15 protein-coding genes are annotated in these 13,746 nt (G+C 62.5%); 9 read left to right on the top strand and 6 right to left on the bottom strand.

The genetic code is table 11. The annotated features are described in order from the left end of the window. Positions 1 to 36: 36 nt before the first annotated feature. Positions 37 to 1,353, bottom strand: a complete 1,317-nt coding sequence (potE, locus tag HX818_RS02960; RefSeq protein WP_177008275.1) for a putrescine-ornithine antiporter — start codon at positions 1,351 to 1,353, stop codon at positions 37 to 39. A gap of 49 nt (positions 1,354 to 1,402) precedes the next feature. Then, the gene (locus tag HX818_RS02955) at positions 1,403 to 2,299 is read right to left on the bottom strand and encodes an AraC family transcriptional regulator (RefSeq protein ID WP_174717787.1); all 897 of its coding nucleotides are present in this window, start codon (positions 2,297 to 2,299) and stop codon (positions 1,403 to 1,405) included. 139 nt (positions 2,300 to 2,438) lie between these two features. Here HX818_RS02955 and HX818_RS02950 point away from each other — a divergent pair, with 139 nt between their 5' ends. From HX818_RS02950 to HX818_RS02940, 3 genes are read left to right on the top strand one after another with little or no spacing between them, the layout of a single operon-like run. Next, positions 2,439 to 3,182 carry an SDR family NAD(P)-dependent oxidoreductase gene (locus HX818_RS02950; protein ID WP_177019464.1) on the top strand — a complete coding sequence of 248 codons (744 nt, stop codon included), beginning with the start codon at positions 2,439 to 2,441 and terminating at the stop codon, positions 3,180 to 3,182. A 16-nt stretch (positions 3,183 to 3,198) separates the two neighbouring features. Beyond that, the gene (locus tag HX818_RS02945) at positions 3,199 to 3,600 is read left to right on the top strand and encodes a VOC family protein (protein ID WP_177019463.1); all 402 of its coding nucleotides are present in this window, start codon (positions 3,199 to 3,201) and stop codon (positions 3,598 to 3,600) included. Then, entirely contained in the window at positions 3,597 to 4,574 is a 978-nt protein-coding gene (locus HX818_RS02940; RefSeq protein ID WP_177019462.1) for a trans-acting enoyl reductase family protein, read from the top strand. Before HX818_RS02945 ends, HX818_RS02940 begins: the two co-directional genes overlap by 4 nt. Before the next feature lie 19 nt (positions 4,575 to 4,593). Here the strand turns inward: HX818_RS02940 and HX818_RS02935 are convergent, their stop codons facing one another. Beyond that, positions 4,594 to 5,463, bottom strand: a complete 870-nt coding sequence (locus HX818_RS02935) for an AraC family transcriptional regulator (RefSeq protein ID WP_177019461.1) — start codon at positions 5,461 to 5,463, stop codon at positions 4,594 to 4,596. A 147-nt stretch (positions 5,464 to 5,610) separates the two neighbouring features. Here HX818_RS02935 and HX818_RS02930 point away from each other — a divergent pair, with 147 nt between their 5' ends. Continuing rightward, entirely contained in the window at positions 5,611 to 6,360 is a 750-nt protein-coding gene (locus HX818_RS02930; protein WP_177019460.1) for an SDR family NAD(P)-dependent oxidoreductase, read from the top strand. A 15-nt stretch (positions 6,361 to 6,375) separates the two neighbouring features. Here the strand turns inward: HX818_RS02930 and HX818_RS02925 are convergent, their stop codons facing one another. Both HX818_RS02925 and HX818_RS02920 read right to left on the bottom strand, forming a co-directional pair. Next, positions 6,376 to 6,804: a hypothetical protein gene (locus HX818_RS02925; RefSeq protein WP_177019459.1), complete on the bottom strand. Its 429-nt coding sequence runs from the start codon at positions 6,802 to 6,804 to the stop codon at positions 6,376 to 6,378. 120 nt (positions 6,805 to 6,924) lie between these two features. Beyond that, positions 6,925 to 7,821, bottom strand: a complete 897-nt coding sequence (locus tag HX818_RS02920; RefSeq protein WP_177019458.1) for a LysR family transcriptional regulator — start codon at positions 7,819 to 7,821, stop codon at positions 6,925 to 6,927. Positions 7,822 to 7,978: 157 nt separating this feature from the next. On the opposite strand from HX818_RS02920, the gene HX818_RS02915 reads away from it, so the two are divergent. Further along, complete coding sequence (locus HX818_RS02915; RefSeq protein ID WP_177019457.1) at positions 7,979 to 8,980, top strand: ABC transporter substrate-binding protein; 1,002 nt, start codon at positions 7,979 to 7,981, stop codon at positions 8,978 to 8,980. A gap of 137 nt (positions 8,981 to 9,117) precedes the next feature. Here HX818_RS02915 and HX818_RS02910 read toward each other — a convergent pair whose 3' ends face one another. Further along, a complete protein-coding gene (locus HX818_RS02910) occupies positions 9,118 to 10,017 on the bottom strand; it encodes a LysR substrate-binding domain-containing protein (protein WP_177019456.1) in 900 nt (299 codons plus the stop codon). A 172-nt stretch (positions 10,018 to 10,189) separates the two neighbouring features. Between HX818_RS02910 and HX818_RS02905 the strand changes: the two genes are divergently transcribed. The 4 genes from HX818_RS02905 to HX818_RS02890 are packed head-to-tail and all read left to right on the top strand — an operon-like array spanning position 10,190 to position 13,698. Beyond that, positions 10,190 to 11,137 (top strand): branched-chain amino acid ABC transporter permease, encoded by a 948-nt coding sequence (locus tag HX818_RS02905; RefSeq protein ID WP_008436930.1) that lies wholly within the window; start codon positions 10,190 to 10,192, stop codon positions 11,135 to 11,137. Next, a complete protein-coding gene (locus tag HX818_RS02900; protein ID WP_177019455.1) occupies positions 11,134 to 12,219 on the top strand; it encodes an ABC transporter ATP-binding protein in 1,086 nt (361 codons plus the stop codon). The genes HX818_RS02905 and HX818_RS02900 overlap by 4 nt, the downstream gene beginning before the upstream one ends. Beyond that, positions 12,216 to 12,989 (top strand): ABC transporter ATP-binding protein, encoded by a 774-nt coding sequence (locus tag HX818_RS02895; protein WP_177019454.1) that lies wholly within the window; start codon positions 12,216 to 12,218, stop codon positions 12,987 to 12,989. Before HX818_RS02900 ends, HX818_RS02895 begins: the two co-directional genes overlap by 4 nt. After that, on the top strand, positions 12,982 to 13,698 hold the full coding sequence (locus HX818_RS02890; RefSeq protein WP_003207970.1) for an ABC transporter ATP-binding protein: 717 nt from the start codon (positions 12,982 to 12,984) through the stop codon (positions 13,696 to 13,698). The genes HX818_RS02895 and HX818_RS02890 overlap by 8 nt, the downstream gene beginning before the upstream one ends. Positions 13,699 to 13,746 lie beyond the last annotated feature (48 nt).

Below are 13,746 nucleotides of genomic sequence, written 5' to 3'. Positions count from 1 at the left end.
GGAACCAATCTCAGCCATCACCAAAATAACGGATATTCACCCACCACCGGCCGTGATAAACCGCCGCGCCAAAAACCCATACAACAGATACCCAAACGCCAACACCAGCGTCGCACCAAACACCGCCTCCTCACCACACGCATAAATCGCATACAGCGAATACCCCACGGCAATCAGCAACACCGTGGTATTGCGCGCATACACCACCGCCGCCACCCGCGCCTTGTGCATCATCACCAGCAGCCCAGTCAGCGCAGTGACGTAAGGAATCAAATTGGTCACCACCGCCAGGTTCACCAGCTTGCCGAACTGCGCACTGGCTGTGGGCGAGATGGTCGACAAGGCAATCAAGCTCTGCAACGCCGCGCAGGCAATCAGCCCCAACACCGGCGCGTGGGCGCGGCTGACCCGGCTGAAGAAGCGCGGAAACAGACGCTGGTCCGCCGACATCTTGGCCGTTTGCGCCAGGGTGAATTGCCAGCCCAACAGCGAACCAATACACGCCACTACCGCCAGGGCCATGATGATATCGCCCACCAGCGGCGTGAAGATCTGCGCATACACCAGGGCAAACGGCGCGGAAGACTCGGCCAGTTCGGCGTTAGGCACGATGCCCTGGATCACGCTGGTGGACAGCACATACACCAGCGCCGCGCCGAGGGTGCCCAGCAGGCAGGCCAGCGGCACGGTGCGCTTGGGGTCTTCCACCGCGTCATAGCCCTGGGCCGCGGACTCCATGCCGAGGAAGGCCCAGAGGGTCAGCGGGATACTCGCGCCAATCGCATCCCACAGTTGCAGTTGGTTGGGGTTCCAGGCATCGCTGAACACCTCCGTCTTGAAATAGAACCAGCCGATCACGCTCAAGCCCGCCACGGGAATGATCACGCCCCACACCGTGATCACGCCGATCCGCCCGGTCAGGCGCGGCCCGCCGAAGTTGGCCACGGTGGTCAGCCAGATCAGCCCGAGGGTGCCTATAAACAACGGGATCGGCCCGCTGCCCAGCCACGGGATGAACGACGATAGATAGCCCACCGCCGAAATCGCAATCGCCACATTGGCGATGATCAGCGACAGGAAATACAGGAACGAACACAGGAAGAAACCCGACTTGCCATGGGCCTCTTCGGTGTAGGCCGACATGCCGCCGGTGCGGGTGCAGAAGAGGCCGCACTGGGCAAAGCAGTACGCGATCGCCATCGAACCCACGGCGGTGATCAGCCACGACAGCAGCGAAATCGCACCCAATTGCGCCATGCTGGCGGGCAGCATGATGATGCCCGAGCCCATCATGTTGATCGCCACCAGGGTGGTCAGGCCCATCAGGCTCATCTTTTTGCTTGGCTCGGCCATCGGCAACTCCTTGTCGTGGGGCGTGCGATGGCAGGCTAGCACGTTGTGGTCAGCGTGCCTTCGGGCTCCGGTTTTCTCCGAGGATTCGCGCGGCATCGCGAGCCGGTGGAAGGCCGAACACCCGGGCGTAATCGCGGCTGAACTGGGTGGCGCTTTCATAGCCGACTTCGAAGGCGGCGCTGGTGACGTTCCTGGCGCCGCCCACCATCAGCGTGCGCGCCTGTAGCAGGCGCACGCGCTTCTGGTACTGCAACGGGCTCAGGTTGGTGACGGCCTTGAAGTGGCGGTGAAAGGCCGACACGCTCATTGCGGCTTTCTGTGCCAGGGCTTCGACCCGGATCGGTTCGGCGAAGTCCCGGCGGATCCACTGGATGGCCTGGCTCACCCGGGCCATGGCGGTGTCCGGCGCGGCGATTTCACGCAGCATCCAGCCGTGGGGGCCTTGCAATACGCGGTAGAGGATCTCGCGCTCGTATACCGGCGCGAGGGCTGTGATCGCCTCAGGGTTGCCCATCAGCCGCAGCATGCGCAGCCAGGCGTCCATCAGTTCGGGGGTGACGGCGGCCACCGAAAAACCCGCATCGTGGTCGTAGCGCCCGGCAGGTTTGGGCAAGTCGCTCAGCAGCGTCGCGAGTACCGTCGGGTCGAGGGTCAGGCTGACCGCCAGGTAGGGCTCGCCGGTCACCGCCGGGTGCACGGTGCCCACGGCGGGCAGTTCGATGGACATCACGAAATAGGTCGCAGGGTCGTATCGCAGCGTGCGATCACCCACCGTCATGGATTTGCTGCCCTGCAGGATCAGGTTGATCATCGGGTCGTACACCGCGGCCAGCATGTGCTCGGGAATCGCGCCCTGGACCATGGCCACCCGCGGGATGCCGGTTTCAGTGCGGCGGTTTTCAGCCTTGGCGGCCAGGGTACGCAGTTCGATCAGTTGTGTGTTCATGCCGGGCATGCTGAGCGCCCAGGTGTGCCCTGTGCAAGCAAAAAGCAGAAACAGGCAGGTTTCGAGCAGGAACGGCTGCGTCGGCGCAGGCGCGCAAGCCTACTGTGGTGACTCATTTGAGCAAGCAGTGGAGCCACACATGGGCGTTATCCTCATTACCGGCGGCAGCCGTGGCATTGGTGCCAGTACCGCAGAACTGTGTGCCCGGCAAGGCATGGGCGTGATCCTGACCTACAACAATCATCCAGAGGCCGCCCAAGCGGTTGTGCAGCGAATCGTATCGTCGGGCGGCAAGGCGGTCGCGCTGCCATTGGACGTGGCCGACATCAGTTCCTTCCAAGGTTTTGGCGAGGCGGTAAAGCAGGCGTTATCGGCCACCTGGGGTGTGAGTGGGTTGAATGGCCTGGTGAATAACGCCGGTTATGGACTGTTCAATCCCCTGGAATCGGTCACCGTGGCTCAGTTCGACGGCCTGCTGAATGTGCACCTCAAAGGGCCGTTTTTCCTGACTCAAACCCTGTTGCCGCTGCTGCAAGCCCACGCCTGCATCGTCAACCTGACCAGTGCGACAACTCGCGTCGCCACCGCTGGCGTAGCACCTTACGCAGCCTTCAAGGGCGCGCTGGATGTACTCACCCGTTACATGGCCAAGGAGTTTGGCGAGCGGCATATCCGTGCGAATGCCGTCTCTCCGGGAGCCATCCGTACCGAACTGGGCGGCGGGCTCAATGATGAGTTCGAAGCACTGCTGGCTGCACAAACCGCCCTTGGTCGGGTTGGGGAGCCAGAGGACGTGGCGCGTGTGATCGCCATGTTGCTGTCTGACGAAGGCCGCTGGATCAATGCCCAGACGATCGAGGTCGCGGGCGGCTACATCATCTGAAGAGCGAGGCGACAGCATGCTGGATCATATCTTTTTGTCGGTCAGCGACATTCAACGCTCCATCGGTTTCTACCAGGCCGCACTGGCGCCGCTGGGCATCAACACGCGCCACGACTACGACGGCAAGGACGGCCCGCCGGGCCACCCGGACCTCAAGGGGTTCGGCGCGAACGGGCGGATCTTCTTCTGGTTGCGCGAGGGCGCGGTCGAGGGCAGGGCGGTGCATGTGGGGTTCGTCGCCGGCAGCCGGGTCGAGGTCGATGCGGCTTACCTGGCGGCGATGAACGCGGGCGCCGTCGACAATGGAGCCCCTGGGGTACGATTGCACTATGACCCGAACTACTACGCGGCCAACGTGCTGGACCCTGACGGCTACAGCCTGGAATTTGTCTACAAGAACTGGCAGCACGTCCAATGAAAACCTTAATGATCTACGGCGCCACGGGCTACACCGGACGCATGGCGGCCGAAAACGCCAAGGCACACGGGCTGGACCTGGTGATCGCCGGGCGCAACCGCCAACGGCTGGAACCGCTGGCTGCGCAACTGGGTGTGCCGTACCGAGTATTCAGCCCGGACACCCTGGAAACGGACGCCCTGGATGGCATCGACGTGCTGTTGAACTTCGCGGGGCCGTTTGCGCAGACGGCGGGCGCGCTGATGCAGGCGTGTATTGCAGCAGGCGTCGACTACCTGGACATCACCGCCGAAATCAACGTTTACCGCTTGGCAAGGCAACTGGGCGCGCGTGCAGCTGAGGCAGGCGTCATGCTGTTGCCCGGGGTTGGCTGGGACGTGGTGCCGACGGATTGTCTGGCGATGCATGTGGCGCGCCGTGTTCAGAACCCGCAGTCGCTGAAAGTCGCGCTGCAGGTCGCCGGTCCCATGTCCCGGGGCTCGGCCTTGAGCGTGGGTGAAATCATCGGTGCGGGGCTCCTGGTGCGGGTGGACGGGCAGCTCATCGCTACCCCGGATGCACAACCGCAGTTCATGGATTTTGGCGATGGCCCGGTACTGTGTGCGCCGCTGTCTTTTGGTGATTTGGTGACGGCGTGGCATTCCACGGGCATCCCGAATATCGCCATGTTCGTGCACATCAGCGGCGATGCGTTTCCCGAGGGTGACCTGTCACAACTGCCCGACGGCCCCAGTCTTCAACAGCGTGAGGCCCATCGTGCCCGGGCAGTGGCAGAAGTCACAGGGGCCGATGGCCGGGTGGTGCGCTCGGTGATCGAGACCGTCAACGGCTACACCTACACGCCATTGGCGGCGGTGGAGGCGGCACGCCGGGTGTTGGCCGGTGAACGCCAACCGGGGTTCGCAACGCCGGGGCGAGTGTTGGGTATGGGGTTTGCCGAAACCATCGCGGGTACCACGATTATTGACGTGTAAGCCAATCACCGGACCCTCGTCACCCGCCAGGCGCCTTGAACCTGGCGGCATCACGCCCCGGCGGCAAGCCAAATAGCCGGGCATATTCGCGGCTGAACTGTGAGGCGCTTTCATAACCGACGCTGAATGCAATCGACGCTGCATCCTTGGTGTCGAACAGCAGCAACCAGCGTGCCCTGAGCAGGCGCAGGCGTTTCTGGTACTGAATCGGGGTCATGGTCGTAATGGCTTTGAAGTGCCGATAGAACGCCGCGACGCTCATGTCGGACATGGCGGCCAATGGCTCAACGCGAAAGGGTTGATTGAAATGCTGGCGAATCCACTCGGTCGCGCGGCGGATCTGCGCCAGGCGGCCGTCGGGACGGGCCATGTCCAGTAACGTTGCCCGTAGCGGGCCCTGCAAGACCCGAAACAGAATCTCCCGCTCGATCATCGGCGCCAATACCGCAACTTCGCTGGGCCGGTCCATCAGCCGCAGCATGCGCAGCCAGGCATCGATCAGCTCGGCGGGTGCAGGTACGGCGGCAAAGCAACTGTCGGTCGTGCGCTCGCCGGTTTCGATCTCGTCGGCCAATAGCGTGGCGATCACGTTGTGGTCCAGGGTCAGGCTCAGAGCCAGATAAGGCAGCCCCGGGGCGCAGGGGTGAATCTGGCCGGTGGCGGGTACCTCGACGGGCACCACGAAATAGCTGGCGGGCCCGTAGGTTTGCTCCTGGTCACCTATCCACAAGGTCTTCGAACCTTGCAGGACCAGGTGCAGCATCGGCTGGTAGACCTGATCGGCACAGGCTTCGGCCCGCACCATCGTCACACGCGGCAAGCCGGTATCAGTCCATTGGTTGCCAGCACGCATGACCAGGCTGCGCAGTTCATCGAGTTGATTGTTCATGGCGTTGAACATGAGGCACGCCGCCGGGCAACGCAAGCCAGGCGAGAAGAATAGGCAAGCACGGGAGAAGAACCGGCAACCGCTGCATCCGCTGCGGCCTGAATACTGTAGGCAAGCGGTATCACTTATCCTTTGGAAGGTCACATCATGAAGCTCGACGGAAAAATCGCAGTTGTTACCGGCGCCTCAAAAGGCATCGGCGCAGGTATCGCAAAGGCACTGGGCGCAGCGGGGGCGACGGTGGTGGTCAACTATTCATCCAGCAAAGCCGAGGCCGATGGGGTGGTGGCGAAGATCCAGGCCGACGGCGGCAACGCAATGAGTGTTCGGGCCGACATGAGCCTGGCAGCCGACGTGATTCAACTATTCGACACCATCAGAAGCGAATATGGTCGCCTGGACATCCTGGTCAATAATGCCGGTGTCGCGGTGTTCCAGATGATCGAGGACTTGACCGAAGAGGCGTTCCATCGCCAGTTCAACCTCAATGTACTGGGGTATCTCCTGGCTGCTCGGGAAGCCGTCAAGTTGTTTGGCCAAGGGGGCAGCATCATTAATATCAGCTCGATCCTCAGCACCGATCCCTACCTGGCCTCCAGCGTCTACTCGGCGACCAAAGGCGCGGTGGATACGCTGACCTTCGCCTTGGCGCGTGAACTGGGGCCGAAGGGGATCCGGGTCAATTCGATCCTTCCGGGGCATACAAATACGCCGGCCACCGCCGGCAATTTTGCCGGTGAATTTGGCCAGCAGCTTATCGCGGGCACGCCGCTGGGGCGCTTTGGCGAGCCGGATGATATCGCGCCGGTTGCGGTGTTCCTGGCGTCCGACGACGCCCATTGGGTCACCGGCGAATCCATTCGCGTTTCGGGTGGGGTGCGTGGCGTGGGTTACTGATCAACGCAGGGAGGATCACGCGGCCTGCGGCTGCATCCGCCATTCACCTTCCATATCCTTGACCAACCCACTGGCCAGCAACAGCGGTGCCACGCGCTTGTGCAATTGCGGCTCGACAAACTCTTTCACCGTGTCCAGCCCCAGCGCGCCGCTCAACGGCAGCTCGGCCTTGGTGTAAGACAACCAGGCTTTCTTCAGTATCAGCAGCACGTCGCTGCCGGCGGTGGAGGCGAAGCGGCGGTGGGTTTTTTTACCGTCGAAATCGAAGGTGTGCTGAAACTCGTAGCCGGCCTCGCTGCCCTCGCTGGCGACGCAGCGGATGCAGGTGCAGGGGCCATCGCCGAAAGCGCTGCGCAGGTAGTTGTTGAAGTCCACCACGGGCTTGAGTGACAGGCGTTTGTCCACCTCGAACAGGTCCCCGGTCATTTTTTCGTCAGTGTTCAAGGTCCATTTCCTCGCAGCGGTTTTTTCAAGGGCGGCACGATACCAGCCGAAGGGCGTGGGCGGGTAGTTTTCGGTCGCCTCAGTGGGGACGTCCATTCGCCAATGCCCTTGTTACGGTGATCAGTCCGCCAGCTCATCCACCATCAGGTCGATAAAGCGCCGTACCCGAGGCTCCAGGAAGCGTTTGCTCGGGTACATCGCCAGGATCTCCACGTCCCCGGCGTCCAGGTCGGGCAGCACCTGTACCAGGCGCCCGGCAGCCAGGTCCTCGGCCACCACGAAGTCCGGCAGCAAGGCGATGCCCAGCCCGGACACGGCAGCGTCGCGCAGTGCTTCGCCGCTGTCCAGGCGCAGGCGGCTGCGCCCGTACGCCTTGACCCAGGTGCCGTCCGCTTCGCGAAAGCGCCAGCTTTGCTTGCGCGTGCGGCTGCTGAAATACAGGCAGTCGTGGTGGGCGAGGGCGTCCATGTCCCGGGGCATGCCGTGCTCGGCGAGATAGTCCGGTGCGGCGCACAGCAGCGCCTGATAACGAGCGACCACCCGGGAAACCAGTTGGCGGTCGGTGTTGGCGCTGCCGATGCGGATGGCCAGGTCGAAGCCGTCCTCGACGATATCGGCGGTGCGGTCGCTGAAACTGACTTCCACCTGCACCTCGGGCCAGGCGTGCAGGTATTTCTTCAACAACGGCAGCAACACCTTGCGCCCGAACGCATCGGGCACCGTAAGCCGCAATAAACCGCGCGGTACCCCGGTGGGCTGGCCGATGCGGCTTTGGGCGTTGTCCACTGCGGCGAGGATCTCCAGCCCCTGGTCATACAGCGCGCGGCCTTCGTCGGTAAGGCTCAAGGTGCGGGTGGTGCGGTTCAACAGGCGCACACCAAGGCTGTCCTCCAGGCGCGCCACGGCTTTGCCGGCGGCAGAGCGCGTCAGGCCCATCGCCTGCCCACCGGCGACGAAGCTGGCGCCATCGACCACTGCCATGAAGATCAGCATCTCGTTGAGGTTGGTGCGCAGCATGCAGAGTGGCTCCGGGGATGACATCAGGCACAGGCGCGCAATATAGCAGCGCCGGCGGGCAGTGTTTTTCGTATATCCATAGATCGCGATATTCTTTTTCGCACTGTACGTGGGCCGCTACGCTCGCAACCCTTCTCAACCTCGCGGCAGCGTTCTCATGATAATAAAACGACCCACCCTGACGCTCCTGGCAGCAGCCAGTGCGCTCCTCAGCCTTGGTGCACACGCCGAAGGCAAGATCAGCATCGCCCAGCAATTCGGCATCGGCTACTTGATCCTCGATGTGGTTCGTGACCAGAACCTGATCGAGAAACACGGCAAGGAACAGGGCCTGGACATCAAGGTGGAGTGGAACAGTATCTCCGGCGCCACCGCGATGAACGAGTCGCTGCTGGCCGGCGCGCTGGACGTGGTGTCGGCGGGTGTGCCGCCCATGCTGACGCTGTGGGACCGCACCAAGGGCAAGCAGAACGTCAAGGCCATCGCCTCGCTGGGCTCGATGCCCAACTACCTGCTGACCAATAACCGGGATGTGAAGACCCTCAAGGACTTCAGCGAAAAAGACCGCATCGCCGTACCGGCCGCGGGCGTGGGTTTCCAGTCGCGTACCTTGCAGATTGAAACCGCCAAGCAGTTCGGGAACGACAACTACAAGAAGTTCGACGATATCTCCATCAGCCTGGCGCATCCGGACGCCACTGCGGCGCTGATTGCTGGCGGTTCGGAGATCAACGCGCACTTTTCCAGCCCGCCGTTCCAGTACCAGGAGTTGTTGAATCCCAAGGTGCACAAGGTGCTGAGTTCCTACGACATTCTCGGCGGCCCGGCGACGTTCAATGTGCTGTACACCACCGAGAAATTCCACGACGAGAACCCCAAGACCTACAAGGCGTTCTATGACGCGTTGGCCGAGGCCGAGAAAATCATCAAGGCCGACAAGCCGGCAGCGGCCCAGGCTTACATTCGTGTAGAGCAGTCGAAGCTACCGCTGGCGCTGGTGGAGAAGATTGTCCAGGACCCGGAAATCGACTTCACCATCGTGCCGCAGCGTACCTATATCTATGCCGAGAAATTGCAGGAGTTGGGGGTGTTGAAGAACAAGGCGGGGAGCTGGAAGGATTACTTCTTTGAAGAGGCGCACGGCGGGAACGGCAGCTGACTCCATTCTGAATTGAAACGCACACAAAAATGTGGGAGCGGGCTTGCTCGCGAATGCGGTGGGTCAGTCGATACATGTGCTGGCTGAACCACCGCATTCGCGAGCAAGCCCGCTCCCACATTGGATCTGCGGTGTTTTCAGGTTCCCGCAAGGTTGTTCTTGATCCAGTCGTACAAGTGATTCCCCTCGCTCGACAACTCGCTGTTGGCCCGCCGGCACAGGTAGTACTGGCGGCCATCATCGACCTGTAGATCAAACAGCTTCACCAACTCCCCATTTGCCACATGCGGCGCCACCAGTGGCGCGCGCAGCAGTGAGCAGCCCAATCCGGTCAGCGTGGCCGTCAGCGCCAACTGACCATCCTCCAGCAGCAAACCATTCAACGCGGTCCCGTGATGCACGTCGGCGGCCTGGAACCATTGGCTCCAGGTGCCGCGCTCTTCGTCGTGCAACAGCGGTAATTCACTCAGCGCCTCAGGTGTGTCGATCGGCCCGTGTTGCTCCAGGAATGCGCGGCTGCAATACGGCGTCACCGCCCCGGAAATCAGCGGCTCGCTGTGGTACCCCGGCCAGTGCCCGGTGCCGAAGCGGATCGATAAATCGGCAGCGTCGCTGGGGTAGCTGCGGTGGTTGGCGTAGGTGACGTTGATGTCCAGCGCCGGGTGGTCCTTGAGGAACTGTGCCACGCGCGGGATGAACAGGTTGATGCCGAACAGCGGGATCAGGCTGATGGTGACCTGGCGTGTGGCGCTTTTTTCCCGCACGTGTTCGGTGGCGCTGCGCAGTACGGCGAAGGCCGAGCGAATTGCGCGGTAGTACTCGCGGCCTTCTTCGGTGAGCACCAGGTTGCGGCCCTGGCGCAAGGTCAGCGGTTGCTGCAGAAAGCTTTCCAGCAGGTGCAATTGATGGCTGACGGCGGAGGGCGACACGTCCAGCTCGCGGGCGGCGGAATTCACTCCGCCGTGGCGGGCAAACGCTTCGAAGGTGCGCACGGCACGCAACGGCGGGTCATTGGCTAGCTGTTCTAAATTATTCATGTGTTGAATTAAATACTAAGTGAGATGGCAAATAAAGAGCCATAAATGCCGTATTTATGGCGGTTATAGCGCTTTATGCGTTTGGCATAACCATATGAATTTCTGATATTTGATAAAAACAGAATAGATGCTTAGTGTGCCGCCCTCGTCAGTAGTGAGGTCGATGGTTTCCATGGATGCGTTTATCCAGCAGCTGCTCAATGGTTTGATGACGGGCAGTCTCTACGCGCTAGTGGCCTTGGGTTACACCATGGTCTACGGCATTTTGCGGATCATCAACTTTGCCCATGGCGATGTGTTGATGATTGGCGCTTTGGTGGGCCTCTCGGTGATTCGCCTGTTGCAGGTGACATGGCCGGCGATGCCGCCGGTGCTGGTGCTGCTGGCAGCCACTGTGATTGCCATGGCGTTCTGCGCGGTACTCGCGGTGCTGATTGAACGGGTCGCTTATCGGCGCCTGCGCAATGCGCCGCGCCTGGCGCCATTGATCAGCGGCATAGGGGTGTCGTTGTTGCTGCAAACCGTCGCCATGTTGGTGTGGACGCGTAACCCGCAGATGTTCCCGCAACTGCTGCCGCTGGAACCGATTGAAGTGCTCGCGGGCGCTTCGGCGCATCCGGCGATCACCAACGCTACCGCCCTGACCACCATTGCCGTCGCACTGTCGGTAATGGTCGCGCTGCTGGTGCTGGTGGAACGCACACGCTTTGGTCGGGCCATGCGCGCCGTGGCCGAGAACCCGCAGGTGGCGAGCCTGATGGGCATCAACCCGAATCGCATCATCGTGCTGACCTTTGCCATTGGCGGCGCCCTGGCGGCATTGGCCGGAATCATGATGGCGAGCAACTACGGCAGCGCGCATTTCTACATGGGTTTCCTGCCGGGCATCAAGGCGTTCACCGCAGCCGTATTGGGCGGCATCGGCAACCTCAAGGGCGCGATGCTTGGCGGCCTGCTGCTGGGGTTGATCGAGGCCCTGGGTACCGGCTACCTGGGCGCTGCCACCCAGGGTGTGTTCGGCAGCAATTACCAGGATGTGTTTGCCTTTATCGTGTTGATCGCGGTGCTGGTGTTTCGTCCTTCGGGGCTGTTGGGCGAACGACTGGCGACCCGCGCATGAGTGTCCTGAATACCTCCCGCCAGCGCGCCAGCTTCGGCCTTGTGTTGTTCGCCGTGGCGCTGGTGCTGGCGCCTTGGATTGTCGGGCATGCCGGTGGCAACACTTGGGTGCGCACCCTCGATTTCGCGTTGCTGTACATCATGCTGGCCCTGGGCCTGAACATCGTCGTGGGTTACGCCGGGCTGCTGGACATGGGTTTTATCGCGTTCTACGCAGTGGGCGCGTACCTCGCCGCATTGCTGTCATCGCCGCATCTGTTGCAGCAATTCCCGGCGCTGATGGCGCTGCTGCCGACGGGCATGCACACCTCGATCTGGTTGATCCTGCCCTTGGCCGCGTTGCTGGCAGCGGGCTTTGGCGTGTTGTTGGGCGCACCGACCTTGCGCCTGCGCGGCGATTACCTGGCCATCGTGACCCTGGGCTTTGGTGAAATCATCCGCATATTGCTGCGCAACCTGGATCGCCCGGTGAACATCACCAACGGGCCCAAAGGTATTTCCCAGGTCGACCCGGTCAACCTGCTGGGGATCAACCTCGGGCGCACCCAGGAGCTGTTCGGCCTGCGCCTGCCTTCGGTCTATCTGTACTACTACCTGTTCGCCGCGCTGGTGGTGCTGATCCTGTTTGCCTGCATTCGCCTGGAGCGTTCGCGCATCGGGCGGGCCTGGGTGGCGATTCGTGAAGATGAGGAAGCGGCCCAGGCCATGGGCGTCAACACCTTGCGCTTGAAGCTGCTGGCGTTTGCCATCGGTGCCGGGTTTGGCGGCGTGAGCGGGGCGTTGTTCGCCTCGTTCCAGGGCTTTGTCTCGCCGGAGTCCTTCACTCTCAATGAGTCCATCGCGGTGCTGGCGATGGTGGTGCTCGGCGGCATGGGCCATATCCCGGGGGTGATTCTCGGCTGCGTATTGCTGGCGGCGTTGCCCGAAGCCTTGCGCGCGAGCATGGGCCCGTTGCAGCAGGCGCTGTTCGGCCAGGTGCTGGTGGACCCGGAAATCATTCGTCAGTTGTTCTACGGGCTCGCGCTGATCCTGGCGATGCTCTATCGACCGGCAGGCCTGTGGCCGAAAGGAGTGGCGCGATGAATCAGCCGCTGTTGCAGATTGACCAGGTGAACAAGCGCTTCGGCGGCGTGGCGGCGCTCACCGACGTGAGCCTGAGCATCCAGCCTGGGGAGATCTATGGCTTGATCGGCCCCAATGGCGCCGGTAAAACCACCTTCTTCAACGTGATGACCGGCCTGTATACCCCGGATTCCGGGCGCTTCCGGCTCGACGGCGAGGACTACAAGCCGGCCAGCGTGCACCAGGTGGCCCAGGCTGGCATCGCCCGGACCTTCCAGAATATCCGCCTGTTCAACACCATGAGCGCGCTGGAAAACGTCATGGTCGGCCGCCATGTGCGCACCCGCAATGGCGTGTGGGCCGCCTTGAGTCGCCATCGTCGAGCCCGGGAAGAAGAAGCGCAAACCCGCGCCCATGCCCATCGCCTGTTGGCGTATGTCGGGCTGGCGGGGTTCGCCAATTACCGCGCCGACAGCCTCTCCTACGGCCACCAACGCCGCCTGGAAATCGCCCGGGCCCTGGCCACTGAACCACGTTTGCTGGCCCTCGACGAGCCGGCCGCCGGGATGAACGCTGCCGAGAAAGTGCAACTGCGCGGCCTGCTGGAAAAGATCCGCGACGACGGCCACACGCTGCTGCTGATCGAGCATGACGTGAAGCTGGTGATGGGGGTGTGCGACCGCATCAGCGTGCTCGATTACGGCCAGGTGATCGCCGTGGGCGCGCCTGCCGAGGTGCGCCGCGACCCGGCGGTGATCCAGGCCTATCTGGGAGCCAGCGCCCATGTCTGAACCTTTATTGAAAGTCGACGGCTTGCAGGTGCGCTACGGCGCCATCGAAGCGGTCAAGTCCCTGGATTTACACATCGGCGAAGGCGAGCGAGTGACGTTGATCGGCGCCAACGGTGCCGGCAAGACCTCCAGCCTCAAGGCCCTGACCGGATTGCTGCCGGCAGCGGCGGGGCAGATTCACTTCGCCGGGCGTTCGATCCTCGGCCAGGCGCCGGACCAATTGCTGCGCCAGGGCATTGCGATGGTACCGGAAGGGCGCGGGATCTTTGCACGCATGAGCGTCCTGGAAAACCTCCAGGCCGGGGCCTTCCTGCGTCGTGACAGCGAGCAGGTGAACCGCGAGATCCGCCAGTTGTTCGAGCACTTCCCGCGTCTGGAGGAGCGCCTGCAGCAGTCCGCCGGCCTGCTCTCCGGTGGCGAGCAACAGATGCTCGCGCTGGCCCGGGCGCTGCTCTCCAAGCCGCGCTTGCTGGTGCTGGACGAACCGTCCATGGGCCTGGCGCCGATCATGGTGGAGAAGATCTTCCAGGTGATCGACGACGTGTGCCGCCAGGGCATGACCCTGCTGCTGGTGGAGCAGAACGCCCGGCTCGCGCTGCAGGTCACCGACCGTGCCTATGTGATGGACACCGGGCGCATCAGCCTCACTGGCCCGTCCCATGAATTGCTCGACCACCCCGAGGTGCGCAGTGCCTACCTCGGTGAATGAATCAACCCTGACGCTACCGGACGCCCGGCGTGTTCCGACCTGCCCGTA

Source organism: Pseudomonas sp. F9001 (assembly GCF_013385435.1).
In the GTDB taxonomy this organism is placed as follows: Bacteria; Pseudomonadota; Gammaproteobacteria; order Pseudomonadales; family Pseudomonadaceae; genus Aquipseudomonas.
The sequence above is the reverse complement of the archived record's forward strand: the minus strand, read 5'-3'. Positions and strand labels throughout refer to the sequence as shown.

Coding starts and splice junctions, on each gene's coding strand:
- potE (WP_177008275.1), bottom strand. CDS start 1,353: ATGGCCGAGCCAAGCAAAAAGATGAGCCTGATGGGCCTGACCACCCTG.
- HX818_RS02955 (WP_174717787.1), bottom strand. CDS start 2,299: ATGAACACACAACTGATCGAACTGCGTACCCTGGCCGCCAAGGCTGAA.
- HX818_RS02950 (WP_177019464.1), top strand. CDS start 2,439: ATGGGCGTTATCCTCATTACCGGCGGCAGCCGTGGCATTGGTGCCAGT.
- HX818_RS02945 (WP_177019463.1), top strand. CDS start 3,199: ATGCTGGATCATATCTTTTTGTCGGTCAGCGACATTCAACGCTCCATC.
- HX818_RS02940 (WP_177019462.1), top strand. CDS start 3,597: ATGAAAACCTTAATGATCTACGGCGCCACGGGCTACACCGGACGCATG.
- HX818_RS02935 (WP_177019461.1), bottom strand. CDS start 5,463: ATGAACAATCAACTCGATGAACTGCGCAGCCTGGTCATGCGTGCTGGC.
- HX818_RS02930 (WP_177019460.1), top strand. CDS start 5,611: ATGAAGCTCGACGGAAAAATCGCAGTTGTTACCGGCGCCTCAAAAGGC.
- HX818_RS02920 (WP_177019458.1), bottom strand. CDS start 7,821: ATGCTGCGCACCAACCTCAACGAGATGCTGATCTTCATGGCAGTGGTC.
- HX818_RS02915 (WP_177019457.1), top strand. CDS start 7,979: ATGATAATAAAACGACCCACCCTGACGCTCCTGGCAGCAGCCAGTGCG.
- HX818_RS02910 (WP_177019456.1), bottom strand. CDS start 10,017: ATGAATAATTTAGAACAGCTAGCCAATGACCCGCCGTTGCGTGCCGTG.
- HX818_RS02905 (WP_008436930.1), top strand. CDS start 10,190: ATGGATGCGTTTATCCAGCAGCTGCTCAATGGTTTGATGACGGGCAGT.
- HX818_RS02900 (WP_177019455.1), top strand. CDS start 11,134: ATGAGTGTCCTGAATACCTCCCGCCAGCGCGCCAGCTTCGGCCTTGTG.
- HX818_RS02895 (WP_177019454.1), top strand. CDS start 12,216: ATGAATCAGCCGCTGTTGCAGATTGACCAGGTGAACAAGCGCTTCGGC.
- HX818_RS02890 (WP_003207970.1), top strand. CDS start 12,982: ATGTCTGAACCTTTATTGAAAGTCGACGGCTTGCAGGTGCGCTACGGC.